Raw genomic sequence first — 23,754 nt, 5'->3', positions numbered from 1 at the left:
CGGCGCCGGAGCTCTCCGAACCTCTTGTCGCGACTTGACCCCGAGCAGCACCGAGTGTCGGTGCCGTACGTCAGACTGGTCCCCGGCGTCCTCCCCCCGGCATCGGCGGAGCGACCCGACCAGACGACGAAGGCCAGCAGGGCGAGCGAGCAACAGCAGGAGGCGGTTCCGGTGAAGATCCGGGTGGAGCGCGATGTACTCGCGGAGGCTGTGGCCTGGGTGGCCCGTAGCCTCCCGGCCCGTCCGCCGGCGCCCGTTCTTGCGGGCCTCCTGCTGAAGGCCGAGGACGGTGCCCTCAGCTTCTCGAGCTTCGACTACGAGGTCTCGGCCCGGGTCTCGGTGGACGCCGAGATCGAGGAGGACGGCACCGTCCTCGTCTCCGGCCGGCTGCTCGCCGACATCTGCCGCGCCCTGCCCAACCGGCCGGTGGAGATTTCCACCGACGGTGTACGGGCCACCGTGGCCTGCGGCTCCTCGCGGTTCACACTCCACACCCTGCCTGTGGAGGAGTACCCCGCACTCCCGCAGATGCCGACCGCGACCGGCACCGTGCCCGGTGAGGTCTTCGCCTCCGCCGCCGCCCAGGTCGCCATCGCGGCGGGCCGCGACGACACGCTGCCCGTGCTCACCGGTGTGCGCATCGAGATCGAGGGCGACACGGTCACCCTGGCCTCCACCGACCGCTACCGCTTCGCGGTCCGCGAGTTCCTGTGGAAGCCGGAGAACGCCGACGCCTCCGCCGTCGCGCTGGTCCCCGCCAAGACCCTTCTGGACACCGCCAAGGCGCTGACCAGCGGTGACACCGTGACGCTGGCCCTGTCGGGCTCCGGCGCCGGTGAAGGCCTCATCGGCTTCGAGGGCGCCGGCCGCCGGACGACCACCCGGCTGCTCGAGGGCGATCTGCCGAAGTACCGCACGCTGTTCCCCACCGAGTTCAACTCGGTCGCCGTCATCGAGACCGCCCCGTTCGTCGAGGCCGTCAAGCGCGTGGCCCTGGTGGCCGAGCGCAACACCCCGGTGCGGCTCAGCTTCGAGCAGGGCGTGCTGATCCTGGAAGCCGGTTCCAGCGACGATGCACAGGCTGTGGAGCGCGTCGACGCCGTGCTCGAGGGCGACGACATCTCGATCGCCTTCAACCCGACCTTCCTGCTGGACGGTCTGAGCGCCATCGACTCCCCGGTCGCCCAGCTCTCCTTCACGACCTCCACCAAGCCCGCGCTGCTCAGCGGCCGGCCTGCCGTGGACGCCGAGGCGGACGACGCGTACAAGTACCTGATCATGCCGGTCCGCCTCTCCGGCTGATCCGGTCACCGGTCCTGCCGCGGCAGGACCCGACGGGCACGTTCAGCGCCGAGCGTGCCCGGCGTCCTGTCCCCTGCCGGGCGTAGGCTCGGTCCTGGGTACGAATCGGCACAACGCTTAAGGAATCTCTGATGGAGCTCGGTCTCGTCGGTCTCGGCAAGATGGGCGGCAACATGCGCGAGCGCATCCGCCGCGCAGGCCACACCGTCATCGGTTACGACCGCAACCCGGACGTCGCCGATGTCCACAGCCTCGAAGAGCTTGTGGGCAAGCTGAAGGGCCCGCGGGTCGTCTGGGTCATGGTCCCGGCCGGTGCCGCGACCCAGTCCACGATCGACGAGCTGGCAGAGCTGCTCTCCCCGGGTGACATCGTCGTGGACGGCGGGAACTCCCGCTGGACGGACGACGAGAAGCACGCGGTCGAGCTGGGCATCAAGGGCATCGGCTTCGTCGACTGCGGCGTCTCCGGCGGCGTCTGGGGCCTGGAGAACGGCTACGCCCTGATGTACGGCGGCGACACCGACCACGTCGCGAAGGTCCAGCCGGTCTTCGACGCCCTGAAGCCCGAGGGCGACTTCGGTTCCGTCCACGCGGGCAAGGTCGGCGCCGGCCACTTCGCGAAGATGGTCCACAACGGCATCGAGTACGCCATGATGCAGGCCTACGCCGAGGGCTGGGAGCTCCTGGAGAAGGTCGACTCCGTCACCGACGTGCGCGAGGTCTTCCGCTCCTGGCAGGAGGGCACGGTCATCCGTTCCTGGCTGCTCGACCTGGCGGTCAACGCGCTGGACGACGACGAGCACCTGGACAAGCTCCGCGGTTTCGCCGCCGACTCCGGCGAGGGTCGCTGGACGGTGGAGGCGGCCATCGACAACGCGGTGCCGCTGCCCGCGATCACCGCGTCGCTCTTCGCGCGTTTCGCCTCGCGCCAGGACGACTCCCCGCAGATGAAGATGATCGCCGCGCTGCGCAACCAGTTCGGCGGCCACGCGGTCGAGAACAAGAAGTAGCAACAACAAGCGGGACGGACCAGGGCGTCCCTCCCGCACGACGGAGCACGGAGCAGGAAGCCGGGAAGGTCGGCGCACACCATGCATGTCACGCATCTGTCGCTGGCCGACTTCCGCTCGTACGCCCGGGTCGAGGTGCCCCTCGATCCGGGCGTCACCGCGTTCGTGGGGGCCAACGGACAGGGCAAGACCAATCTGGTCGAGGCCATCGGCTATCTCGCGACGCTCGGCAGCCACCGCGTCTCCTCCGACGCGCCGCTGGTGCGCATGGGTGCGGACCGGGCTGTCATCAGGGCCGCCGTGACCCAGGGCGAGCGCTCGCAGCTGATTGAGCTGGAGCTGAATCCGGGCAAGGCCAATCGCGCCCGGATCAACAGGTCCTCGCAGGTCAGGCCGCGTGACGTGCTGGGCATCGTGCGCACGGTGCTGTTCGCGCCTGAGGACCTCGCACTGGTCAAGGGTGATCCGGGTGAGCGCCGCCGGTTCCTGGACGAGCTGGTCACGGCGCGCTCGCCGCGGATGGCCGGGGTCCGCTCGGACTACGAGCGGGTCCTGAAGCAGCGCAACACCCTGCTGAAGTCGGCGGCGATGGCGCGCAGGCACGGCGGCCGCTCCATGGACCTGTCCACGCTCGATGTGTGGGACCAGCATCTGGGCCGGGTGGGCGCCGAACTGCTGGCGCAGCGGCTGGACCTGATCGCGACGCTCCAGCCGCTGGCCGACAAGGCCTACGCGGACGTGGCGCCTGGCGGCGGTCCGGTGACGCTGGAGTACCGCAGCTCGGTGGGCGCCGACGTGGAGCCCGCGCGCACCCGCGACGAGCTGTACGCCCAGCTGATCGCGGCCCTCGCCGAGGTGCGCAAACAGGAGATCGAGCGGGGCGTGACGCTGGTCGGCCCGCACCGCGACGACCTGGTACTGGGGCTGCGCGGGATGCCGGCCAAGGGGTACGCGAGCCACGGGGAGTCGTGGTCGTACGCGCTGGCCCTGCGGCTGGCCTCGTACGATCTGCTGCGCAGCGAGGGCAACGAACCCGTACTGGTGCTGGACGACGTCTTCGCCGAGCTGGACGCCCGGCGCCGGGAGCGGCTGGCCGAGCTGGTCGCCCCGGGTGAGCAGGTGCTGGTGACGGCCGCGGTGGACGACGACGTCCCGGGGGTGCTCGCGGGGACGCGGTACGCGGTGTCGGCCGGCGAGGTGGAGCGGCTGTGAACGGCGACGGAGACGGCACGGGCCCGTCGGAGCCGGGCGGGGACCGGGCGAAGCCGCCGGAGCCCTCCGGCATCGACCTGGCACGAGTGGCCCTGCGCGCCGCGAAGGAGCAGGCGCGGGCGCGGGGCGCGGCCGCGCAGCAGAAGAAGCAGGCGCGCAGGGGCGGTGGGCTGCGCTCCGGCGCACGGGCCGACGGCCGGGATCCGCTGCCGCTGGGGGCCGCGATCAACCGTCTGATCACCGAGCGCGGCTGGGAGACGCCGGCGGCGGTGGGCGGTGTGATGGGCCGCTGGCCGCAGATCGTCGGTGACGATCTGGCGAATCACTGTGTGCCCCTGCGTTACGACGAGGATCCCGATGAGCGGGTCCTGACGGTGCAGTGCGATTCGACGGCGTGGGCGACGCAGCTGAGGCTGCTGGCGCCCCAGCTGGTGGCCCGGCTGAACGCGGATCTGGGGCACGGCACCGTGCGGCTGATCAAGGTGCTGGGGCCCGGAGGTCCGCAGCGCAGGTTCGGTCCGCTGCGGGCTCCGGGAAGCACGGGTCCGGGCGACACCTACGGCTGACCTGCACGGATCCGGTCCTGCGCGCCGGTTGGACGGTGGCTTCCGCGCTGTGCCGAAGAGGCGTGCGGTGGTGCGTTGCCCTGGTGCCACCGATGGCCCGGGGACCCGTGTTGTGCGGATGCGGAGTGGTTGAAACCCCCCGGCGCCGAGCGGGCGTTCCTCATCGTAGTGGGGGGCTGACAGGCCGAAGCGCTCCAAGCCCGTGTGAGCCTCTTGAGGCCCCTTCCCGAATATGGGGAGTCGTCAGGCTCTCATTCAGGGCGGCACATGCGGACTCAGGTACCGGCAAACCCCCATTCGGGTCGGCGCTACCGGTAGACTGATGGACAATCCCGCGTCCTTGCGGGAATCGTCGATACAAGCCGAACGACGCAGCCGCTCCCGCCTGCCCGGAGAACGGCCTGTGCTGTGCCAGAAAGGGCGCTTCGTGGCCGATTCCGGCAACCCCAACGAGAACATTCCGTCCACCCTGGGTGAGAGCGGTGCCGCTCCCGCCCCGGGCGAGGTGAAAGCCTCGTACGACGCCAGCGCGATCACCGTGCTGGAGGGCCTGGACGCGGTCCGCAAGCGACCTGGCATGTACATCGGCTCGACCGGTGAGCGCGGTCTCCACCACCTCGTGCAAGAGGTTGTCGACAACTCGGTCGACGAGGCCATGGCCGGGCACGCGGACACCATCGACGTCACGATCCTCCCCGACGGCGGGGTGCGCGTGATCGACAACGGCCGTGGCATCCCGGTCGGCATCGTGCCGTCCGAGGGCAAGCCGGCCGTCGAGGTCGTCCTCACCGTGCTGCACGCGGGCGGCAAGTTCGGAGGCGGCGGCTACGCGGTCTCCGGCGGTCTGCACGGCGTCGGTGTCTCCGTGGTCAACGCGCTGTCCACCCGGGTGGCCGTCGAGGTCAGGACGGACGGCTACCGCTGGACCCAGGACTACAAGCTCGGCGTCCCGACCGCCCCGCTGGCCCGTAACGAGGCCACCGACGAGACGGGCACGTCGGTCACCTTCTGGGCCGACGGGGACATCTTCGAGACGACCGAGTACTCCTTCGAGACCCTCTCGCGGCGCTTCCAGGAGATGGCCTTCCTCAACAAGGGCCTCACCCTCACGCTGACCGACGAGCGCGAGTCGGCGAAGGCGACGGCCGGTGCGGACAGCGCCGAGGCGGTGGACGTCCCCGAGGAAGAGGCGACGCGCTCGGTCACGTACCACTACGAGAACGGCATCGTCGACTTCGTCAAGTACCTCAACTCCCGCAAGGGCGATGTCATCCACCAGTCGGTGATCGACATCGAGGCCGAGGACAAGGACCGTCTTCTCTCGGCCGAGATCGCCATGCAGTGGAACACGCAGTACAGCGAGGGTGTCTACTCCTTCGCCAACGCGATCCACACGCATGAGGGCGGTACGCACGAGGAGGGCTTCCGTGCGGCACTGACCTCGCTGGTCAACCGGTACGCGCGCGACAAGAAGCTGCTGCGCGAGAAGGACGACAACCTCACCGGTGAGGACGTCCGCGAGGGTTTGACGGCGATCATCTCGGTGAAGCTGGGCGAGCCGCAGTTCGAGGGCCAGACGAAGACCAAACTGGGCAACACGGAGGCCAAGACCTTCGTGCAGAAGGTCGTCCACGAGCAGCTGACGGACTGGTTCGACCGGAACCCCAACGAGGCCGCCGACATCATCCGCAAGGGCATCGCCGCCTCGACCGCCCGTGTGGCGGCCCGCAAGGCGCGTGACCTGACCCGCCGCAAGGGGCTCCTGGAGAGCGCCTCGCTGCCGGGCAAGCTGAGCGACTGCCAGTCCAACGACCCGACGAAGTGCGAGATCTTCATCGTCGAGGGTGACTCCGCCGGTGGTTCGGCGAAGTCCGGCCGTAACCCGATGTACCAGGCCATCCTGCCGATCCGCGGCAAGATCCTGAACGTCGAGAAGGCCCGGATCGACAAGATCCTGCAGAACACCGAGGTCCAGGCGCTGATCTCGGCCTTCGGCACCGGGGTTCACGAGGACTTCGACATCGAGAAACTCCGCTATCACAAGATCATTCTGATGGCGGACGCCGACGTCGACGGTCAGCACATCAACACCCTGCTGCTCACGTTCCTCTTCCGCTTCATGCGACCGCTGGTCGAGGCCGGGCACGTCTACCTCTCGCGCCCGCCGCTCTACAAGATCAAGTGGGGCCGGGACGACTTCGAGTACGCGTACTCGGACCGCGAGCGCGACGCCCTCGTGGCACTCGGCAAGCAGAACGGCAAGCGGATCAAGGAAGACTCGATCCAGCGCTTCAAGGGTCTCGGCGAGATGAACGCCGAGGAGCTGCGTGTCACCACGATGGACGTCGACCACCGTGTGCTGGGCCAGGTCACGCTCGACGACGCGGCGCAGGCCGACGACCTGTTCTCCGTGCTGATGGGCGAGGACGTCGAGGCGCGGCGCTCGTTCATCCAGCGCAACGCCAAGGACGTCCGCTTCCTCGACATCTGAGTCGGCCGTACAAGCAAGCCGCAGCGCGAAAGGACTTTGACCAGCAATGGCCGACGAGAACACCCCTGCCCCCGTGACGCCCGAAGAGGTCCCGCCCGTCGAGGGAGTGGGCATGCGTGTCGAGCCCGTCGGGCTCGAGACGGAGATGCAGCGCTCCTACCTCGACTACGCGATGTCCGTCATCGTGTCGCGTGCCCTGCCCGACGTGCGGGACGGCCTCAAGCCCGTCCACCGCCGGGTCCTGTACGCGATGTACGACGGCGGCTACCGGCCCGAGAAGGGCTTCTACAAGTGCGCCCGTGTCGTCGGTGACGTCATGGGTACGTACCACCCCCACGGCGACTCCTCGATCTACGACGCCCTGGTGCGCCTGGCCCAGCACTGGTCGATGCGCATGCCGCTGGTGGACTCCAACGGCAACTTCGGTTCCCCGGGCAACGACCCGGCCGCCGCCATGCGGTACACCGAGTGCAAGATGATGCCGCTGTCCATGGAGATGGTCCGGGACATCGACGAGGAGACCGTCGATTTCAAGGACAATTACGACGGCCGCAACCAGGAGCCGGTGGTTCTGCCGGCGCGCTTCCCGAACCTGCTGATCAACGGTTCGGCGGGCATCGCGGTCGGTATGGCGACCAACATCCCGCCGCACAACCTGCGTGAGGTCGCGTCCGGCGCCCAGTGGTACCTGGAGCACCCGGAGGCCTCGCAGGAGGAGCTCCTGGAGGCCCTGCTCGAGCGCATCAAGGGTCCGGACTTCCCGACGGGCGCGCTCGTCGTGGGCCGCAAGGGCATCGAGGACGCGTACCGCACGGGCCGTGGCTCGATCACGATGCGCGCGGTCGTGGCGGTCGAGGAGATCCAGAACCGCCAGTGCCTGGTGGTCACGGAGCTTCCGTACCAGACCAACCCCGACAACCTCGCGCAGAAGATCGCCGACCTGGTGAAGGACGGCAAGGTCGGCGGCATCGCGGACGTCCGTGACGAGACCTCGTCGCGCACGGGCCAGCGTCTGGTCGTCGTGCTGAAGCGGGACGCGGTCGCCAAGGTCGTACTGAACAACCTGTACAAGCACACCGATCTGCAGACCAACTTCGGCGCCAACATGCTGGCGCTGGTGGACGGGGTGCCGCGCACCCTGTCGATCGACGCGTTCATCCGCCACTGGGTGACGCACCAGATCGAGGTCATCGTCCGGCGTACGACGTTCCGGCTGCGCAAGGCCGAGGAGCGGGCGCACATCCTGCGCGGCCTGCTCAAGGCCCTGGACGCCATCGACGAGGTCATCGCACTCATCCGGCGCAGCAACACCGTCGAGATCGCGCGCGAGGGCCTGATGGGCCTCCTGGAGATCGACGAGATCCAGGCGAACGCGATCCTGGAGATGCAGCTGCGCCGGCTGGCCGCGCTGGAGCACCAGAAGATCACCGCCGAGCACGACGAGCTCCAGGCGAAGATCAACGAGTACAACGCGATCCTGGTGTCGCCCGAGCGGCAGCGGCAGATCGTCAGCGAGGAGCTGGCGGCGATCGTCGAGAAGTTCGGCGACGACCGGCGCTCCAAGCTGGTGCCCTTCGACGGCGACATGTCCATCGAGGACCTGATCGCCGAGGAGGACATCGTCGTCACGATCTCCCGCGGCGGCTATGTGAAGCGCACGAAGACGGACGACTACCGCTCGCAGAAGCGCGGCGGCAAGGGCGTGCGCGGCACGAAGCTCAAGGAAGACGACATCGTCGACCACTTCTTCGTGTCGACGACGCACCACTGGCTGCTGTTCTTCACCAACAAGGGCCGGGTCTACCGGGCGAAGGCGTACGAACTGCCGGACGCCGGCCGGGACGCGCGCGGTCAGCACGTGGCCAACCTGCTGGCCTTCCAGCCGGACGAGCAGATCGCGCAGATCCTGGCGATCCGCGACTACAACGCCGCGCCCTATCTGATCCTGGCCACGAAGGGCGGTCTGGTGAAGAAGACCGCCCTGAAGGACTACGACTCGCCCCGTTCCGGCGGCGTCATCGCCATCAACCTGCGCGAGACGGCCGACGGGTCCGACGACGAGCTGATCGGTGCGGAGCTGGTTTCGTCCGAGGACGATCTGCTGCTCATCAGCAAGAAGGCCCAGTCGATCAGGTTCACTGCGACGGACGATGCGCTGCGTCCGATGGGCCGTGCCACTTCGGGCGTCAAGGGCATGAGTTTCCGCGAGGGAGACGAACTGCTCTCGATGAATGTCGTCAGGCCCGGTACTTTCGTGTTCACTGCCACTGACGGCGGGTACGCGAAGCGGACCCCTGTCGACGAGTACCGCGTCCAGGGTCGCGGCGGCCTGGGAATCAAGGCCGCCAAGATCGTGGAGGACCGGGGCTCGCTGGTCGGCGCGCTGGTGGTCGAGGAGACGGATGAGATCCTCGCCATCACGCTCGGCGGTGGTGTGATTCGTACGCGAGTCAACGAAGTCAGGGAGACGGGCCGTGACACCATGGGCGTCCAACTGATCAATCTGGGCAAGCGCGATGCCGTTGTCGGTATCGCTCGTAACGCCGAGGCGGGTCGCGAGGCCGAAGAGGTCGACGGTCCCGTCGACGCTGACGCCGAGGGCGAGACGGCTGAGGCCACATCGGCCGACGCGGCTGCCGAGAGCACAACAGAGGGCACTGTCGAGGGCACCACGTCCTCGACCGGGGAGCACGAGGAGTAGAGCGTGAGTGGAGCCACGGGCGCCGGTTCGACCGCTTCCGGAGCCGGCGCGAACGGCGCCCGTGGCCCTGCCACGGACTCCCAAGGGGGCACTGTGACGGATACCCGGGGCCCTCAGCCCCAGTACGAGGGTTACGCGACCGGGCCGCTGCCCGGCGAGCGGGAACCCGCGCCGGGGCAGGCGGGCCCGTACCACCCGCCGCAGGCCTACCCCTCGCCCCCGGGCGGGACGCAGGGCGGCCGGCCCCGCGGGGCGCAGCAGGGTGGCATGCCGGGCGTGGGCGCGGCACAGGCGGCCCGCAAGCCGCGTACGGGGGCGCGGACGACTCCGCGTACCCGTAAGGCGCGTCTGCGGGTGGCCAAGGCCGATCCGTGGTCGGTGATGAAGGTCAGCTTCCTGCTGTCCATCGCGCTCGGCATCTGCACGGTGATCGCGTCGGCGGTCCTGTGGATGGTGATGGACGCGATGGGCGTCTTCTCCACCGTGGGCGGCACGATCAGCGAGGCGACCGGTTCCAACGAGAGCAACGGCTTCGATCTGCAGTCGTTCCTTTCGCTGCCGAGGGTCCTCATCTTCACGTCGGTCATCGCCGTGATCGACGTGGTGCTGGCGACCGCGCTGGCGACGCTGGGTGCCTTCATCTACAACCTGTCGGCCGGCTTCGTGGGCGGCGTCGAGCTCACGCTGGCCGAGGACGAGTAGGGCCGCGGGTATCGATTTTGGGACTGGCCCCGACGTGCGCTAATCTTCTTCACGTCAGCGCGACACAAAAGCGCGGCGGGGCTATAGCTCAGTTGGTTAGAGCGCATCCCTGATAAGGATGAGGCCACAGGTTCAAATCCTGTTAGCCCCACAGTGACAACAGAAGGCCCGGTTCCTCTTCGGAGGGACCGGGCCTTCTGCGTATGTGGCGGGGGTGGTTGTCCGCCTGCCGGTGTCCGGCGGCGTGCGGCGCAGGAAGCTCACCCGGGGCCGTCGTGCCCCGCCCCCGGGGGCGTGCCGTACGGGAGGGAGAGCGGGCATACCGGTCGGCTGCCCCCATGGGCGAGGGCGGGTGCTGCCGGCGCCTGTACGGGGGCGAGCGGGGCGGGCGCCCCCGTACAGACGCCAGGGGGTTGCCTCAGTGGTGGTCCGTACGCGGGCGCACGGAAAAGCCCCCGTCCGGTGTGAACCGGCCCGGGGGCTCTGGGCGTCAGGTGCGCCGCTCTCAGGGTGGGAGGAGGGATGCGTCCCCCGCCGGGGCGCCGTGCGAGGCGCGAGCGGTGCTGGTGGTGTTCGCGGTGTCCTTCGTGTCTGCGGACAGTTGGCGGGTCGCGGGTGAGGAGCCGTGCGCCTCGGCGCGGATGCGCTGCTTCATCGTGGGTGGCAGTGCCCGGTCACGCGGGAGGGTCCATCGCACCGACGGGGTGGTCACGGTTGCAGCGGTCGCGCCCCTGTGCTCGTGGGTCGTGGCCGCCGGCTCCGTGACCGTGGCTTCCGTGGCCGCGGCGGCGGAGCTTGCGAGGCCCAGCGACGCGAGGAGTGCGAAGAACGCGGTGATGAAGGCGGTCCAGATGCTCTTGGCCTTGAAGGTGCTCATGGCCCCTCACTTTCAGGTGGTCCGGTTTGCTTACCTTTCTGATGATGTGGATCGGGCCCGCGATTTCATGGACCGACGCCGCCGATGTGCCGATCTTCAGATGAACACCACTCGTATGGTGCAACCGGTCCCGAGGGGCGGTGTCCGGGCCGGGTCCGGACGGCCGCTCCGTGGCCATCGGCACCGGTTCGCCGGGGATGCACAATTCTCCGACGATCGCTTTTCCATAGGCGCCAGTTGGGTTGCGGGGAGGTCACCGGTCGATATCGGCCGATGTGTATAGTCGGGCAGCAGAAGTCCCCAACGCCAAGGAAAGACGAGGTCGCGCGGTGAAGAAGCTTCTCCTGGTCGCACTGGCCGCCATCGGCGGGCTCCTCGTGTACCGCCAGATCCAGGCGGATCGCGCCGAGCAGGATCTGTGGACGGAGGCGACTGACTCCGTGCCCGCAGGTTCGGGTGTGTGAGACAGAACAGCCTGTTGCGAGCCCCGGTCGTGGATGCGGCCGGGGCTTCGTGCTGTTGCGGGACCGTGACACCTGTGCACTTGAGTTCGCCTACGCAAATTAATAGGTTGCTCAAGCAAAGAAGCCGGGATTTCGGTCGAGGGGGCACGGGTGAGGGCACGCAATCACGGCCGCACTGCGCGGGCGGGGACATTGATCGGCGGGGCGCTGTTCGCCCTGGTCGCGGGCGCGCTGCCGGCTCTTGCGGAGCCTTCCGCCGCCCCTGCGGCACCCAGGGCGGCCAAGGCGGACGATAACGGCGGTCTGGTCATGGTCCTCGACTCGTCCGGCTCCATGGCGGACGACGACGGCACGGGGCGCACCCGGATGGAGAGTGCCCGCGCCGCCGTCGGCACGGTCGTCGACGCACTTCCCGACGGTTACCCGACCGGCCTGCGGGTGTACGGAGCCGACCGGCCGCAGGGCTGCACGGACACCCGTCTCGTCCGTCCCGTACGGAAACTCGACCGGGCCGCGGTGAAGCGGGCGGTCGCCGGCGTGCGGCCCCGGGGGGACACCCCCATCGGCCTGTCGCTCCGTAAGGCGGCGCAGGACCTGCCGAGGCCCGCGGACGGCGCCATCGCCACACGCACGATCCTGCTGATCTCCGACGGTGAGGACAACTGCGGTACGCCGCAGCCCTGCGAGGTCGCCGAACAGCTCGGCGGCGCGGGGGCCGGGCTGCGGATCGACACCGTCGGCTTCCAGGTGAAGGGTGCGGCCCGCAAGCAGCTCGAATGCGTCGCGGCCGCGGGCAACGGCCGCTACTACGACGCCCCGGACGCCAAGGCGCTGGCCCGCCAGTTGCAGCGCGCCGCGCAGCTCTCCGCGGACGGCTACCGCTTCCGGGGCCGGCGCGTGGCGGGAACCCCCACGACCGCCGGGGCACCCGCGCTGGCGCCCGGCCAGTACCTGGACACCATCGGTCCGGGCGAGAAGCGGTACTACGCGGTCGGTCTGGACGATGTGTCCACGGCGGACTTCGCGGCGACGGCGGTGCCTCAGCCGGGGGCGGCCGTCGACGCGTTCGACGCGCTGAGCACCCGGCTCGAGTACGACCACGGGTCCTGCGGGACGGACACCGCACGCTTCTCCCAGAAGGAGGGGGCGACACCGCTGACCTCGGCGGTCGCCCGTATCCGCTCGCAGGAGGGCACCCGCACCTGTGACCGGGCGGGCCGCTACCGCCTGGTGGTGGAACGGGAGAGCAAGAAGGGTTCCGATGCGGCCCGTTGGCCCCTGGAGCTCGTGTACGGGGTCGAGGCGCCGCTGGGAAAGGGGGTGACGCCCGCCCAGTCGCAGGCGGAGTACGGCAGCGGCGGCAAGGATGCCGTGCTGCCCTCGGGCGACCCCCGCGAGGTGCGGGGCGGCACCGGCTTCAACGATGCCGAGGAGATCGGCCGGGGTGTGTGGCGCGACCGGATCCTGCCGTCCCAGACGCTCTGGTACAAGGTTCCGGCGGGCTGGGGCCAGCAGGTGGTCTACGACGTGGAGTTCGCGAACGAGCCCACGGTGGACCGTACGGGTTCCACGTACTCCTACGGGGCGAGCCGGCTCTACACGCCGGCCCGCCATCCGCTCACCGGGGGAACCGAGTTCAACGCGAGCACGATGTACGACGGCCGCCCCGCGGCCGTCAGGATGGGCGGTGTCCCGGTCGCCTGGACCAACCGCTACGAGGACCGGACGGACGTCCAGCCGGTGCACGCCGGGGGCGACTTCTACATCTCGGTGACGCTGGGCGCGGACACCGCCGAGATCGCGGAGAATCCGCAGATCGGTCTGGTGCTGCGGGTGTCGGTGCTGGGTGACGCGCGCACCGGCCCGGAACACGGCGCCCCCGTGGCGGCAGGGAAGCCGGGCGGCGTTGCCGACGGGAAGGCGGACGGGAACACCGCCAAGGGCGGGGACACCGTCAAGGGCAGGGACAAGAAGGGCGATTCGACTTCGTCCGCAGACAGCGGCGGTACGGGAGGGGCAGGATGGACCGGCGTTGCGGCCGCTGCCGGGGCGGCCGTCATGGCCGCGGTGCCGGCCGTGTTCGTATATGCACGCGGCCGCCGCAGGGCAGCCGCACGGACGACGAGGGGAAGCGCGTGATGAGGCAGCGCAGCAGGAGCCGGGCGGCGCTGGCCGCGGTCGCGGCGATGTGCGCGGTGGCGGCGCTGCCGGGGCAGGTGTACGCGGCCGGCGGGCCCGCCGCGTACACCTTCGATCCGGGCGCGAAGGCGGTCAGCGGTGCGGAGGTCAGCACCGACGCCACGGAGCTGAAGTCCGGCTCGGTCTACAAGAGTTCGATCAAGGTGCAGCAGAAGCTCTACTACCGGCTGGCCCTGGACGCGAAGACGAACGTGTACGTCTCGGCCGTCGTCGTGCCCAAGGACGACGGCCAGGTGGCCTACGGGGACGGCATCACGATCAGCATCAGGGACAGCTCGGACCAGCAGTGCAGTTCGGAGCACGCCCAGTTCGAGTCCGCCGGGTACTCGCGCCCTATCGCCGCCTACGCCCACCGGGACGTGGAGGAGGACAGCAGCAGCTGCCGGGCCGCGGGTACGTACAACGTCCTGATCGAGCGGGAGAGCAAGGACACCTCCGGCCCGGGGGACTGGGACCTGGAGATCCGCTACGTCTCGGAGCCGAAGCTCGGCAGCCAGGCCGCCCCGATCCCGACCGAGGCGCCTGAGGAATGGCCGTCCGCGTCACCGCTTCCGCCGACACCGGCCGCGGACAACCGCAGGTACGGCGGCAGTAGTTACTACGACGCGACGAGCCTGGAAACCGGTGAGTGGAAGGACGAGGTCGCGCCCGGACAGACCCTCTTCTACCGGGTTCCGGTGGACTGGGGACAGCAGATCTTCGCCACGGCCAAGCTGAGCAACAGCACCGCGGCCGGCAAGAAGGAGTACGTCAGCAGCGCGCTCGCGATGTCCCTGGACAATCCGGCTCACGGCCATGTCACCGATGTCTCGCCTCTGGCGTACCAGGGCGAGCCCGCCTCCGTCGCCTTCGATCCGGTGCCTCCGGTGGCGTACGAGAACAGGTTCGACTCCGACAGCAGCGTCAGCGCCATGCGCTTCGCGGGCTGGTACTACCTGTCCGTCACGCTGAGCCCCGAGGTGGCCGAGGACTACGGCGACAAGCCGTTCCCGCTGACTCTGGTGGTCAAGGTCGTAGGAAAGGCCGATGAGACGCCGTACGCGGGTGATGCCGGGATCTTCGGCGTCACGCAGGACGACAAGGACATGGCGAGGAACGGCCAGAGCGGCTCGCAGGCGGCCGAGAGCGGGAGCAGCACGATGAAGCTGGTCGCGGCGGCCGGCATCGGTGCGGGCGCCGTGCTGGTCCTCTGGCTGGGCGTGTGGACGCTGCTCGCGCGGCGCCGCGCGAGCAGCGCACCGGCCGGCGGGCAGCAGCATCCGTACGGAGGGCCGCCGCAGGCCTGGTAGCCGGACGGCAGCCGCCGCTGCCGGGGGAACGCCCCGGTGGCGGCGGCTGTGCTCAGGCCTGGGTCAGCGCCCAGATGCCCACGGCGAAGCAGACCAGCGCCACCAGCAGCACCGGGACCGCCACCTTCGGGGACGGTCCGGGTCGTGTGCGCGGGGCAGGTGCGGGCGCCTGGGCGAAGGGCTGCGGGAACGCGGGCCCGGGGACCGGAGCCTGCGGATGCGGGGCGGTGTAGGGGCGGGTGAGGGGCTGTTGGTACCGCATCGCGTCCGTGGTGGACTGCGAGGCTTCCGGTACGCCGCCGGGGAAGGGGGCCGCCGGATGCGGAGCGAAGGGGGCGGCGGGCTGCATGGCCTGGGGCGCCGGAGAGGGGTGCTGCGGGGGCGGCGGCAGGTGGAAACTGCCCGTCTCCGACATGGCGGAGGGGGCCTGGGGCTGGGCGTACGGCTGCTGCGCGGCTTGCGGGGGCGGCGCCTGTGGGGGCGGCGCGTGCGGGGGCGGCGTCTGGGGGTCCGGTGTTTGCGGGGCTGACGCCTGTGGGGGCGGTGTTTGCGGGGCTGACGCCTGTGGGGACGGTGCTTGCGGGTCCTGTGCCTGTGGGGACGGTGTCTGCGGCGCCGGTGTCTGCGGGGCCTGGGTCTGCGGCGCCGGCAGGGGGCCATCGGAGCCGAATCCGTCGGGCAGCGGGCCGATCTGGTCGAAGACCTCCACCGGCTCGCCGTCGGCTCCGGGTTCGGGCAGCATCTCGACGGCGGCCGTCAGGGCCTTGCGGGCACCCGTGGCGGTACGGAACCGGTCCTGGGGGTCCGGCTGGAGCAGCCCCGCGATGACCTGCCACAGCGGCTCGGGGATGTCCGGCGGGGCACCGGGTGTGCCGTGCGCGGCGAATTCCTCGATGAGCTCCTGGGAATCGGGCTTCGTGCCCTGCAACAGATAGAGGGCGACCAGGCCGACCGCGAAGAGGTCCGCCGGGAAGTCCGGCTCCGCGCCCAGCATCTGCTCGGGTGCGAAGTAACCCAGCGTTCCCACCACGTAGTTCGTCTCGGTGAGGCGAGGTTCCCCCTTGCGCATGGAGATCCCGAAGTCGGACAGCCGCAGATGCGGCCGGCCGGTTCCGGTGGCCTCCATCAGGATGTTCGCCGGTTTGATGTCCCGGTGCACGACCCCCTCGGCGTGCACCGTCGACAGCCCGGACAGCAACTGGTCGAGCAGCGTGCAGACGAACCGAGGGGGCAGCGGGCCGTAGTCACCGATGACGTGGGCCAGCGAACCGCCACTGATGAGGTCCATGGTGAACAGGACCTTGTCGTCGTCGGCGGCCCAGCTGGCCGGCGCGAGTACATGCGGGTGTTCGATCCGCAGCGCCTGCTCGCGGACGAAGCGCAGCAGTGTGTACGCGTCGCTCTGCTGGAGGACCTTGGCCGCCACATAGCGGCGGCGCCGGTGATCCCAGGCCCGCCAGACAGCACCGACCCCACCGCGTCCGATCGGATCGACCAGTTCGTACCGACCGGCGAAGACCTCACCCATTGCGCTGTGCTCGCTCCCCGTTCCTGTGGCGGCCGGTGCCCGTGCCCGGCCGGTCCAGACGAAAGTCCCTAGCTCTGGTGGCCCTCGTAGTGCGCCACCGCGTCCGCGGTGCGCCCTGCGCCGTACACCCTGAGGAACTCTGCCAGTTCGGGATGGGTCGGGGCGAGGGAGTCCGCAGCATCGATGATGTCACCGGCGGCCGCGACGGACCGCAGCAGCGACTGGATCTCGCGGACGACACGACGCACGGTGGGCGCCCCGCCGGTCGTCGTCGTCTGGCCGGTGCCGGAGAGCACGGAGCCGCCCTGGGACTTCTTGATCTCTTCCATGCGGTCGGTGGCCTCTCCAGCGCTGACGCTGCCGTCCGCGACCTGACTGGCCAGTTCCTGAAGTGCCTGGACGCGCTGGACGACCGCCGGGTTGCCGATCTTCGCCCGCTGACCGCTCATGAGCTGGGAGAGCATGGGGGCGGACAGCCCGAGCGCCGCGGCGAGCCGGGCCTGGTTCAGGCCGAGATCATCGATCAGCCGGCGGAAGAGCGCACCCAGTGGCTCTCCGTACCAACTGCGCTGAAGATCTCTGGCTCTGGCCGTTGCCTCTTGCTGCGCTGCATCCATGGCGTCTCCCCTTCGCTGCGGCTTCGCTGCTGCGAACCTCGACGAGCATCTTACGGAGAGTGGTCGCCGACCGGGAGTCCCTATCTATTTGGAGGATTCCGGGGGTCACCCGGTACTCTGGGCTGCGGCGGTGGCCACGACGCTGATGCGTCGGATGCTGCTCGCTTTTCGGGGCCTTAGCTCAGTTGGTAGAGCGCTGCCTTTGCAAGGCAGATGTCAGGAGTTCGAATCTCCTAGGCTCCACATCGACAGACCCCCCTGACCTGCATGAATGCAGAAAGGGGGGTCTTTTTGTCCCGTTTTCCCGTGCTGACATGTCAGCACGGCGGTGCTGACGAGCCGCGGTCAGGACGTCGAGATTTCGGGGGATCTCAAGGTTGCTGATCACCGCTGCTCTCCTGTGGATCTCCTAGGCTCAGCCGGGGTGGTGGGGCGGAAACAGGTGGGTCGCGTAGGGCTGGGATGAGATCTGCCTAATGGTGCAGGCCCTCATGCGCGCGGAGGCCAGGCGGAGCCGGGTCCGGTGGTGGGCCTGTCTGTCCCTGCCCCGCCACAGGGCGCTCTCTCTATACTCGTGGCATGGACCAGGAACTGGAGCGGGCTGCGCTCGTGGCGCTGCTGCGACGCGGCGATCGCTCCTGGTCCGAGATCACGGACCAGGTCGAGGCCGTCGGAAGTGCACGCGACGTACTTGAGGACGCACTCGATGCCGCTGGGCAAGGTGCGCTCTTCGACACTCGGCCGCCTGTCGATCTGGAGGCCATCGCCGCGGAAATCGCCGCGTGGGAAGGCGAGGGCATGCGGTTGGTAACCATCCTGGACGAGAGCTACCCGCTCAACCTGCGGCTGGTCCACCAGCGCCCGCCTTTCCTGTTTTTGCGCGGTACACCTGACGAGGATGACCTGCGGGTCGCTGTGGTCGGCACCCGTACCCCGACTCCGGAAGGTGTCGCGCATGCGCGAGCCATTGCGGGCGGGCTTGCCGAGCGTGGTGTCACCGTGGTCAGTGGGCTGGCAGCGGGGATTGACACCGCAGCGCATGGAACGGCCCTCGCTGTCGGTGGTCGCACTGTTGGTGTCCTTGGGACCGGCCTGCGGATCTCCTATCCCGCGCAGAATGCCCGGCTGCAGCAGGAGATCGCTGAACGCGGGCTGCTGCTCTCTCAGTTCTGGCCGGACGCGCCGCCCTCGAAGGCCTCGTTCCCCATGCGCAATGCGGTGATGAGCGGCTACAGCCTGGCTACCGTCGTCGTTGAGGCTGCCTACCGCAGCGGGGCCCGTATGCAGGCGCGCCTCGCCCTGGAGCACGGTCGCCGCGTCTTCCTCATGCGCTCTCTCATGACACATGAGTGGGCACGGGAGTACGCGTTGCGGCCGAACACCACTGTCATTGACGGCCCTGACGAAGTCTTTGCCGAACTCGACTCTCTCGTCCCCACCACGGGCGAGCTGACCTGGGTTTAAAGGACGGCCGCAGGTGGCATCTGTCGTCGGGCTGTCTGCCCGGTACGCCAACTTCCTCGTGCACCCCCTGCTGGCCGGGCCGGGCGTTTGCCAGACTTGCCGTGGGCCGGCGACCCTCGGCTACCCCGCCTGCTGGCCATGCCAGCAGGCGGCCACGACCCTCGGAGCAGGTGTCGCCGATGTGGTGGTGCCGATCAGCCTGGCACTCAAGGGTGGGCAGTACGCCAACGAATTGTGGCGTTACAAGAACGCCCAGGGCCCACAAAAACAGCACTTCAGTATGGGTTTGGCAGCAGTGTTGTGGCGTTTTCTTGCCGCACATGAAACCTGCATCAGCGAGGGCTGCGCCGTTCCTCGATTCGACACGGTCACCACAGTGCCCAGCACCAGCGGCCGTACGACTCATCCATTACGCGGCATGGTGGCAGGGATAGTCGGTCCGACCCGCGCCCGTTACCGCGACCTACTCACCCCAGTACCGGATGCGGCGACGCTCGGCCGCACAGCCTCGCCCGCTCGATACACCTCAGTCGGGCTGTGGGGCAGCGACATCCTGCTTATCGATGACACCTGGACCACCGGTAACCATGCCCAGTCCGCCTCGGCTGCGCTGAAGGCCGCCGGAGCGAACAGCGTTGCTGTCGTGGTTCTCGGCCGTCATCTCAACATCGCCTACGGCGACACCGCCACACATGTCGAGCAGGCGCGACTACGCCGATTCTCCTGGGACGTCTGCGCACTGCGTCACTGGACCCACAACTGACCACACCTTCTCCGCAAGCCCCGGTTGAACTGGGTGCTGTCCGGTCTGCGTGCTGTTCCGCTGGGCGCCGAGGAGGCGCGGGCGGCCTCAGCGTTATTGATGGAGGCCGGGCTGCATGGTCACAAGTACGCTATCGATGCGGTTGTGGCCGAGGCGGCCCTGTGCCGCGATGCCCGGTGGTCATGCTGACCTCCGACATCGACGATATGAGCAAGCTGTGCGGCGACCGGGTTCGCCTGTTCGCGGTGGGACCCGTCGGCGCCGGTGGTTTACCGATCCAGGTGCGCGGAGGTGAATCTCTCCTCACTACGCCTTTCGAGAGACCACGGAAATTAACTGAAGGCTGCCCTAGCTAGTAGCGCTCTCCCGGCGGCTCGTCGACGACCCACCATTCGTTCGATTCATACATTTGTGCTGCCAATTCATCCGCGATGAGCCCGATGTACGCCTCGGCCGAATCCTGAGCGAGGTTGGCATCGGTGATGCCGCGTCTCGTCCCAGTACGCCCGGAAGATGTGGTTTTGAAAGAGGATGCACAGGTTCCCGACTAGCTCCTGCCGGGTCATGGTCCCGACGCGCCACTCCAACAGGCATGTCCTGTACACGGCCTCGATGAAGAGGAACTGTCGAAGCCTTTTGGTCGATATTTCGGATTCGTACGTGTCCAGGGTTGCCGCGAGATCCGGGTCGTCGATTGCCTTAACGAGCAGACCGAGGCGCATGTCGTGCAGCGATACCAGGCTTCTTGGATGGCCGGTCTGACGGCGACGCCAGTCTCCACCTAGATCCTTGACTGCGCTGCGAGTGGCACTTCCTCGGCGGGCAAGCCCGCCTGCGAGGTCGGTCAGGAATCGGCTCGCGCTGATGCCGAACCTTCGGCCGCGAGTCCTCCACACCACCCCTGTCCTGTTGCGCAGTCTCAAAAGCCGACGCAATTCGTCGATGTCCGCGCCGGTAGGAGCGAGCCGCATGCCGATGTCCGCGATCATGGACGCAGCGCGATGAACTTCGCTAGCCCCCTGTTCGGGAGAGGCGTCACGCAGCATCTGTCCGATGACCGCATCGACCGGCTTTCGCGTCGGCATCGAGTCCTCCTCATCTGAGGGGACGTGAGGTCATAGCGCACATGCCCAGCACTTGTGCACCCGAGCCAATGCCCAGGCCAGCGTTCGCGCAAGAGTCTCGGCCCGGCCTTGCGCCTCGCCCGCGTGCATGCTCTCCAGTTCCTTGGCGTTGTGCGCGATGTGTTCCACGGTCCGCGACCAGTGATCCTTTGCACTGCTCCATCGGCCCCCGTGCCGGCCGTTGACGAACTGCTCGACGAATTCACGTGACCCGCCACCCTCCGCGTGGAGCTGGTGGAGCGACTTCATTCGCGAATCTGAGGCGGTTGCGGCGAGGGCCCTGCCTCCCTGCGCATCTGGGCCAGAAGTTCCTCCGCGTCCACAGTTCTGCGCCGATCGATCTGTCGTGTTACGAGGTAGCCCGCGGCGCCACCGATGAGGGCCGGCACCAGCAACCAGCCCAGCACATATGCGTAGGCGGGAAGGTCCGTGTCGCCTGGCGATTGGAGGCCGACCAGCACTTCGTAAGCAGCACGCCACCCGAGGACCATGCCCCCCACGACGTACAGCAGGCCGAACACCGTGAGCCATACGGGGCCTCGGGTCACTAGCCAATACCGAGGGCGGTTCAGTCGCGAGAGGGAGCGAAACATGTCGCGTGTCCGCTCCACCCAAGTTGCCTTCAGCGGAACCGTCACAGGCTCGGACATGTGGCCACCGTAGTGAGTAGACGCCGCCCGGGGCAGACCCATCACAGGATCAACCAGGAACACCGGCGCGGTTGGCCAGGGCGCTCGTTGCTGGGGCGTGAGGCACCCCGTACCGGCAATGGTAGGGCCGTCACCGCTGAGCAGCGGGAACGTGCAGAACGGGGGGCGCAGACTGGATGGCATGACGACACCCGCAGAGCTGCTTCGGTCCTTCGCCCGTACACGGGCCTCGCTCGACGGCGAGGAGGCCACCTACTGGTGGTCTGGTGACGTGTACTCCTGGGCCCCTGACGAGCCCTAGCAGCGCCTCTTCGGCTTCGAGGGGCTCAACGTCTCCCGCCTTGTCGAGGACCCCGAGAACGGCTCGGACGCCTACCAGCTCCTCACCCGTGAGGCCGCCTTCTACCTGGACCCCCTTAGCCGCGAGATCCTGGATACCTGGAAGGACCTGCCCGTGGTGCACATCTGAACGACCCCGCGAACCAGAGGTGGCGCCCCTTCCCGATCCCGACGACAAGGCGCTCGAACTCTTCCAGTTCTTCGCCGACCGCGCCGACCTGGCCGGGACTGCGCCCAGCGTCCCGGCCACGATGTCGTGGAGCCGGATGTCCCCGTGGCTCCCGTGGATGGGCCACGGCCAGCGCCCCGGCGGACTCACCTACCACTGCCGGGGCCGCAAGCTCAGCTCGTACGACGAAGTCCCCGCGCGCACCCGCGCGTACATCGCCGAGCACCACCCGGAGTTCGCCCACGCCCCGGAGCAGTGGAGTGCGCCGAACGAGACCAGTTTGACGTACTGGCGCAAGCTGCACCCGCCGAAGTAGCAGCTGAGCGCCCCCTTCCACCCCCTGAGCTGGAAGGGGGCCCGTGGCCGTGGCTCCGCCCCCCCCAGGAGCCTAGAAGAACCATCTGCCGGTGTCAGCGGCGGGAGATACGCTACGTGAGCGTCTACCGGGGGAGGTCCCGTTGCGGGAGGGCGAGGTACTCGACGGCCGCTTTGCGTTGCTGCGACAGCTTTCGGCCACTACGACCAGCGAGGTCTGGCAGGGGTTTGACCAGGAGATGAGTCGACCCGTGGCGCTGAAATTCCTACCGGCCGACGTCGACGAGTCTCTTCGTGACTCACTGGTCGAGAGGTTCAAGCGAGAAGCTGCTGTTCTCAGCCTTCTTGAACACCCATCAATTCCGAGTATTTACGAGATCCGTAACCGTGAGAACGGTTTTGACTCGGCACCCTACCTCGTTAGGGAGATGGTTACTGGTTCGACGCTGGCTAGCGTCCTGTCCCGCACGCGACCTCCAACTTCTCAGGTTCTGCAAGTTGCACTCCAGGTCAGTGAAGCTTTGGAGGCAGTGCATAGCCGCGGCGTTATTCATCGTGATCTGAAACCCAGCAATCTAATTATTGATGAATCAGGCAAGGTTCATCTGCTGGATTTCGGGATTGCCCAGGTGATGGGATCAGGGCCGCCGAAGGCCACGGTCGCCGGTACGCCTCGGTACATGGCCCCTGAGCAGGTAACAGCAGGTCAGCTAGATGGCAGTGTTGATGTATACGCGTTGGGGATCATTCTCTATGAGATGCTCTCCGAGCGGCCGGAAATCAGAGATGAAGAAACCCCTCCAGAGGACCCATTCCGCCTGGTGTGGGATTCTCCAACACCTCTCCGGCTGAATCATCTGGAAGTCCCGGTCGGGCTTTACGAGCTCACCTCGCAGATGATGGCGAAATCTCCCGAGAGTCGCCCTAATGCAGCTGAAGTTTTGGCGGCCATCCGTGCCTTTCTTCCCTCAGATAATGGTGAGCCCGTCTCTGCTCTCTCAGAAGTTGAGTATGAAGGGCTTGAAACGGAGGCACAGCCCGCAGAGATCGTTCCGCCGAGTTGGTATATCCAAGCGCGTGATCTGAGTGACTCGACTATTGAGCGCCCTGTTACGTCGCTTGATCCCACAGCCAGTTGGCGACTCGCGAGAATGGCTTGGGGGAGCGGGCTTGATGTGCCGCGCGTGGATCGAGGGGAGGACAGCCCGCACGTTCCATTGGTGTCGGCTGAATCAGAAGGCCCGGCGCTGAGTGGCCAGGCGGTTGACGAAGAGGACCTGGGATCAGCCGTTGAGACCGTTGAGAGCGCGCTTGCCCGGCTGTTTGTCCGCTTGGGGCCACCGCCAGAGTCAGCGGTCAACGAGACAGCCCCTGCGGGGTCTGACGGTGGAGGGGTAGCGGAGTGACGGGGTCCACGGAGAACGTTCCGTCTCCACAAGAAGATCCGATGATCAGTGCGGGCTTGGATATTGCTGCGAGATGGGGTGATGCTCTCGGGCCGGAGCAGTTGCAGCTAGCACTGAAGGCGCTGGAGCCTCAGCTCAAGCGGGAGCACGAGATTCGCATGAAGCAACTGGACAACCTGCGCGCGCAGGCCGAGCGTGCGGCGACGCTGGAGAAGGCGGCTGGCGACCGTAACGTTCGAGACGCCGAGCGTCGCCGCAACCACGTCTATCGCATGAGTGGTCTGGTCGCCGGTGTGGCTTTGTCCCTTGCTCTCCTTGGCGCTGGGGTGGTTGTGGCACCTGAGCAGCCGTGGTTGGCTGCTGGGCTTTGCGGGCCGAGCCTTCTCGCACTGGTTAAGGTCTTTGTCCTTCGGCGGAGTGATCCATCGGACATGAAAGCGGTTGAGAGGGCGGCTCGCGAATCAGCGGCGGCTTCCGCTCCGCCGCCGATCGTCCCGTAGGTCTGAACCGTCCCCGGAAGCCCTACCTACTCCCACTGCTCGGGGACCGCAGCTCATTTAGTGCGC

The 23,754-nt window shown here is 68.1% G+C and carries 20 protein-coding genes, 2 tRNA genes and 2 pseudogenes; 18 read left to right on the top strand and 6 right to left on the bottom strand.

What is annotated here, in order from left to right:
* Window positions 1–171: 171 nt before the first annotated feature.
* The 8 genes from dnaN (at window position 172) to OG782_RS18300 (ending at window position 10,135) form a co-directional block, all read left to right on the top strand.
* Window positions 172–1,302, top strand: a complete 1,131-nt coding sequence (dnaN, locus tag OG782_RS18335) for a DNA polymerase III subunit beta (RefSeq protein ID WP_250968712.1) — start codon at window positions 172–174, stop codon at window positions 1,300–1,302.
* 131 nt (window positions 1,303–1,433) lie between these two features.
* On the top strand, window positions 1,434–2,312 hold the full coding sequence (gnd, locus tag OG782_RS18330) for a phosphogluconate dehydrogenase (NAD(+)-dependent, decarboxylating) (RefSeq protein WP_406452277.1): 879 nt from the start codon (window positions 1,434–1,436) through the stop codon (window positions 2,310–2,312).
* Window positions 2,313–2,393: 81 nt separating this feature from the next.
* The gene (gene recF / locus OG782_RS18325; protein WP_406452275.1) at window positions 2,394–3,524 is read left to right on the top strand and encodes a DNA replication/repair protein RecF; all 1,131 of its coding nucleotides are present in this window, start codon (window positions 2,394–2,396) and stop codon (window positions 3,522–3,524) included.
* Window positions 3,521–4,090 (top strand): DUF721 domain-containing protein, encoded by a 570-nt coding sequence (locus OG782_RS18320; RefSeq protein WP_406452273.1) that lies wholly within the window; start codon window positions 3,521–3,523, stop codon window positions 4,088–4,090. Before recF ends, OG782_RS18320 begins: the two co-directional genes overlap by 4 nt.
* A 403-nt stretch (window positions 4,091–4,493) precedes the next feature.
* Window positions 4,494–6,581 carry a DNA topoisomerase (ATP-hydrolyzing) subunit B gene (gene gyrB / locus OG782_RS18315; RefSeq protein ID WP_406452271.1) on the top strand — a complete coding sequence of 696 codons (2,088 nt, stop codon included), beginning with the start codon at window positions 4,494–4,496 and terminating at the stop codon, window positions 6,579–6,581.
* 46 nt (window positions 6,582–6,627) lie between these two features.
* Window positions 6,628–9,282 carry a DNA gyrase subunit A gene (gene gyrA / locus OG782_RS18310; RefSeq protein WP_406452269.1) on the top strand — a complete coding sequence of 885 codons (2,655 nt, stop codon included), beginning with the start codon at window positions 6,628–6,630 and terminating at the stop codon, window positions 9,280–9,282.
* Window positions 9,283–9,375: 93 nt separating this feature from the next.
* Window positions 9,376–9,984 (top strand): DUF3566 domain-containing protein, encoded by a 609-nt coding sequence (locus tag OG782_RS18305; protein ID WP_406452267.1) that lies wholly within the window; start codon window positions 9,376–9,378, stop codon window positions 9,982–9,984.
* Window positions 9,985–10,061: 77 nt separating this feature from the next.
* Window positions 10,062–10,135: transfer RNA gene (locus tag OG782_RS18300), tRNA-Ile, on the top strand.
* Window positions 10,136–10,489: 354 nt separating this feature from the next.
* Here the strand turns inward: OG782_RS18300 and OG782_RS18295 are convergent.
* Window positions 10,490–10,861: a DUF6344 domain-containing protein gene (locus tag OG782_RS18295; protein WP_406452265.1), complete on the bottom strand. Its 372-nt coding sequence runs from the start codon at window positions 10,859–10,861 to the stop codon at window positions 10,490–10,492.
* Window positions 10,862–11,190: 329 nt separating this feature from the next.
* Here OG782_RS18295 and OG782_RS18290 point away from each other — a divergent pair, with 329 nt between their 5' ends.
* From OG782_RS18290 to OG782_RS18280, 3 genes are all read left to right on the top strand, one after another.
* On the top strand, window positions 11,191–11,325 hold the full coding sequence (locus OG782_RS18290; RefSeq protein ID WP_003958712.1) for a DLW-39 family protein: 135 nt from the start codon (window positions 11,191–11,193) through the stop codon (window positions 11,323–11,325).
* A 150-nt stretch (window positions 11,326–11,475) separates the two neighbouring features.
* The gene (locus OG782_RS18285; protein ID WP_406452263.1) at window positions 11,476–13,464 is read left to right on the top strand and encodes a vWA domain-containing protein; all 1,989 of its coding nucleotides are present in this window, start codon (window positions 11,476–11,478) and stop codon (window positions 13,462–13,464) included.
* The gene (locus OG782_RS18280) at window positions 13,464–14,813 is read left to right on the top strand and encodes a hypothetical protein (protein WP_406452261.1); all 1,350 of its coding nucleotides are present in this window, start codon (window positions 13,464–13,466) and stop codon (window positions 14,811–14,813) included. The genes OG782_RS18285 and OG782_RS18280 overlap by 1 nt, the downstream gene beginning before the upstream one ends.
* A 52-nt stretch (window positions 14,814–14,865) precedes the next feature.
* Here OG782_RS18280 and OG782_RS18275 read toward each other — a convergent pair whose 3' ends face one another.
* Both OG782_RS18275 and OG782_RS18270 read right to left on the bottom strand, forming a co-directional pair.
* Window positions 14,866–16,341: a protein kinase domain-containing protein gene (locus OG782_RS18275; protein WP_406452259.1), complete on the bottom strand. Its 1,476-nt coding sequence runs from the start codon at window positions 16,339–16,341 to the stop codon at window positions 14,866–14,868.
* Between the two features lie 68 nt (window positions 16,342–16,409).
* Window positions 16,410–16,958 carry a DNA-binding protein gene (locus tag OG782_RS18270; RefSeq protein ID WP_406452257.1) on the bottom strand — a complete coding sequence of 183 codons (549 nt, stop codon included), beginning with the start codon at window positions 16,956–16,958 and terminating at the stop codon, window positions 16,410–16,412.
* Window positions 16,959–17,128: 170 nt separating this feature from the next.
* On the opposite strand from OG782_RS18270, the gene OG782_RS18265 reads away from it, so the two are divergent.
* The 4 genes and pseudogenes from OG782_RS18265 to OG782_RS18250 form a co-directional block, all read left to right on the top strand.
* Window positions 17,129–17,201 (top strand) — tRNA-Ala (locus OG782_RS18265).
* 336 nt (window positions 17,202–17,537) lie between these two features.
* Window positions 17,538–18,422, top strand: a complete 885-nt coding sequence (locus OG782_RS18260; RefSeq protein WP_406452255.1) for a DNA-processing protein DprA — start codon at window positions 17,538–17,540, stop codon at window positions 18,420–18,422.
* A gap of 13 nt (window positions 18,423–18,435) precedes the next feature.
* On the top strand, window positions 18,436–19,185 hold the full coding sequence (locus tag OG782_RS18255) for a hypothetical protein (protein WP_406452253.1): 750 nt from the start codon (window positions 18,436–18,438) through the stop codon (window positions 19,183–19,185).
* A gap of 15 nt (window positions 19,186–19,200) precedes the next feature.
* Window positions 19,201–19,433 (top strand): annotated as a pseudogene (locus OG782_RS18250) (DNA-binding protein); the annotation flags it as partial.
* A gap of 174 nt (window positions 19,434–19,607) precedes the next feature.
* Here the strand turns inward: OG782_RS18250 and OG782_RS18245 are convergent.
* Genes OG782_RS18245 through OG782_RS18235 form a run of 3 tightly spaced genes read right to left on the bottom strand, consistent with a single transcriptional unit; the run spans window position 19,608 to window position 20,959 of the window.
* On the bottom strand, window positions 19,608–20,270 hold the full coding sequence (locus OG782_RS18245) for a DUF6082 family protein (protein ID WP_406452251.1): 663 nt from the start codon (window positions 20,268–20,270) through the stop codon (window positions 19,608–19,610).
* A gap of 30 nt (window positions 20,271–20,300) precedes the next feature.
* Window positions 20,301–20,558: a DUF6313 family protein gene (locus OG782_RS18240; protein WP_406452250.1), complete on the bottom strand. Its 258-nt coding sequence runs from the start codon at window positions 20,556–20,558 to the stop codon at window positions 20,301–20,303.
* Complete coding sequence (locus OG782_RS18235; RefSeq protein WP_406452248.1) at window positions 20,555–20,959, bottom strand: DUF6313 family protein; 405 nt, start codon at window positions 20,957–20,959, stop codon at window positions 20,555–20,557. The genes OG782_RS18240 and OG782_RS18235 overlap by 4 nt, the downstream gene beginning before the upstream one ends.
* Window positions 20,960–21,140: 181 nt before the next feature.
* Between OG782_RS18235 and OG782_RS18230 the strand changes: the two are divergent.
* The 3 genes and pseudogenes from OG782_RS18230 (at window position 21,141) to OG782_RS18220 (ending at window position 23,688) form a co-directional block, all read left to right on the top strand.
* Window positions 21,141–21,783 (top strand): annotated as a pseudogene (locus OG782_RS18230) (DUF1838 family protein).
* A 142-nt stretch (window positions 21,784–21,925) separates the two neighbouring features.
* Window positions 21,926–23,188 (top strand): serine/threonine-protein kinase, encoded by a 1,263-nt coding sequence (locus OG782_RS18225; RefSeq protein WP_406452246.1) that lies wholly within the window; start codon window positions 21,926–21,928, stop codon window positions 23,186–23,188.
* Window positions 23,189–23,229: 41 nt separating this feature from the next.
* Window positions 23,230–23,688, top strand: a complete 459-nt coding sequence (locus OG782_RS18220) for a hypothetical protein (protein WP_406452244.1) — start codon at window positions 23,230–23,232, stop codon at window positions 23,686–23,688.
* Window positions 23,689–23,754: the final 66 nt, after the last annotated feature.

Origin of the sequence: Streptomyces sp. NBC_00876 (genome assembly GCF_045207435.1) — a bacterium.
In the GTDB taxonomy this organism is placed as follows: domain Bacteria; phylum Actinomycetota; class Actinomycetes; order Streptomycetales; family Streptomycetaceae; genus Streptomyces.
The sequence above is the reverse complement of the archived record's forward strand: the minus strand, read 5'-3'. Positions and strand labels throughout refer to the sequence as shown.

Bases quoted from the DNA above. Each gene is read 5' to 3' on its own strand.
- gnd (WP_406452277.1), top strand. From the start codon at position 1,434: ATGGAGCTCGGTCTCGTCGGTCTCGGCAAGATGGGCGGCAACATGCGC.
- recF (WP_406452275.1), top strand. From the start codon at position 2,394: ATGCATGTCACGCATCTGTCGCTGGCCGACTTCCGCTCGTACGCCCGG.
- gyrA (WP_406452269.1), top strand. From the start codon at position 6,628: ATGGCCGACGAGAACACCCCTGCCCCCGTGACGCCCGAAGAGGTCCCG.
- OG782_RS18295 (WP_406452265.1), bottom strand. From the start codon at position 10,861: ATGAGCACCTTCAAGGCCAAGAGCATCTGGACCGCCTTCATCACCGCG.
- OG782_RS18280 (WP_406452261.1), top strand. From the start codon at position 13,464: ATGAGGCAGCGCAGCAGGAGCCGGGCGGCGCTGGCCGCGGTCGCGGCG.
- OG782_RS18275 (WP_406452259.1), bottom strand. From the start codon at position 16,341: ATGGGTGAGGTCTTCGCCGGTCGGTACGAACTGGTCGATCCGATCGGA.
- OG782_RS18270 (WP_406452257.1), bottom strand. From the start codon at position 16,958: ATGGATGCAGCGCAGCAAGAGGCAACGGCCAGAGCCAGAGATCTTCAG.
- OG782_RS18260 (WP_406452255.1), top strand. From the start codon at position 17,538: ATGGACCAGGAACTGGAGCGGGCTGCGCTCGTGGCGCTGCTGCGACGC.
- OG782_RS18245 (WP_406452251.1), bottom strand. From the start codon at position 20,270: ATGCCGACGCGAAAGCCGGTCGATGCGGTCATCGGACAGATGCTGCGT.
- OG782_RS18240 (WP_406452250.1), bottom strand. From the start codon at position 20,558: ATGAAGTCGCTCCACCAGCTCCACGCGGAGGGTGGCGGGTCACGTGAA.
- OG782_RS18235 (WP_406452248.1), bottom strand. From the start codon at position 20,959: ATGTCCGAGCCTGTGACGGTTCCGCTGAAGGCAACTTGGGTGGAGCGG.
- OG782_RS18220 (WP_406452244.1), top strand. From the start codon at position 23,230: ATGATCAGTGCGGGCTTGGATATTGCTGCGAGATGGGGTGATGCTCTC.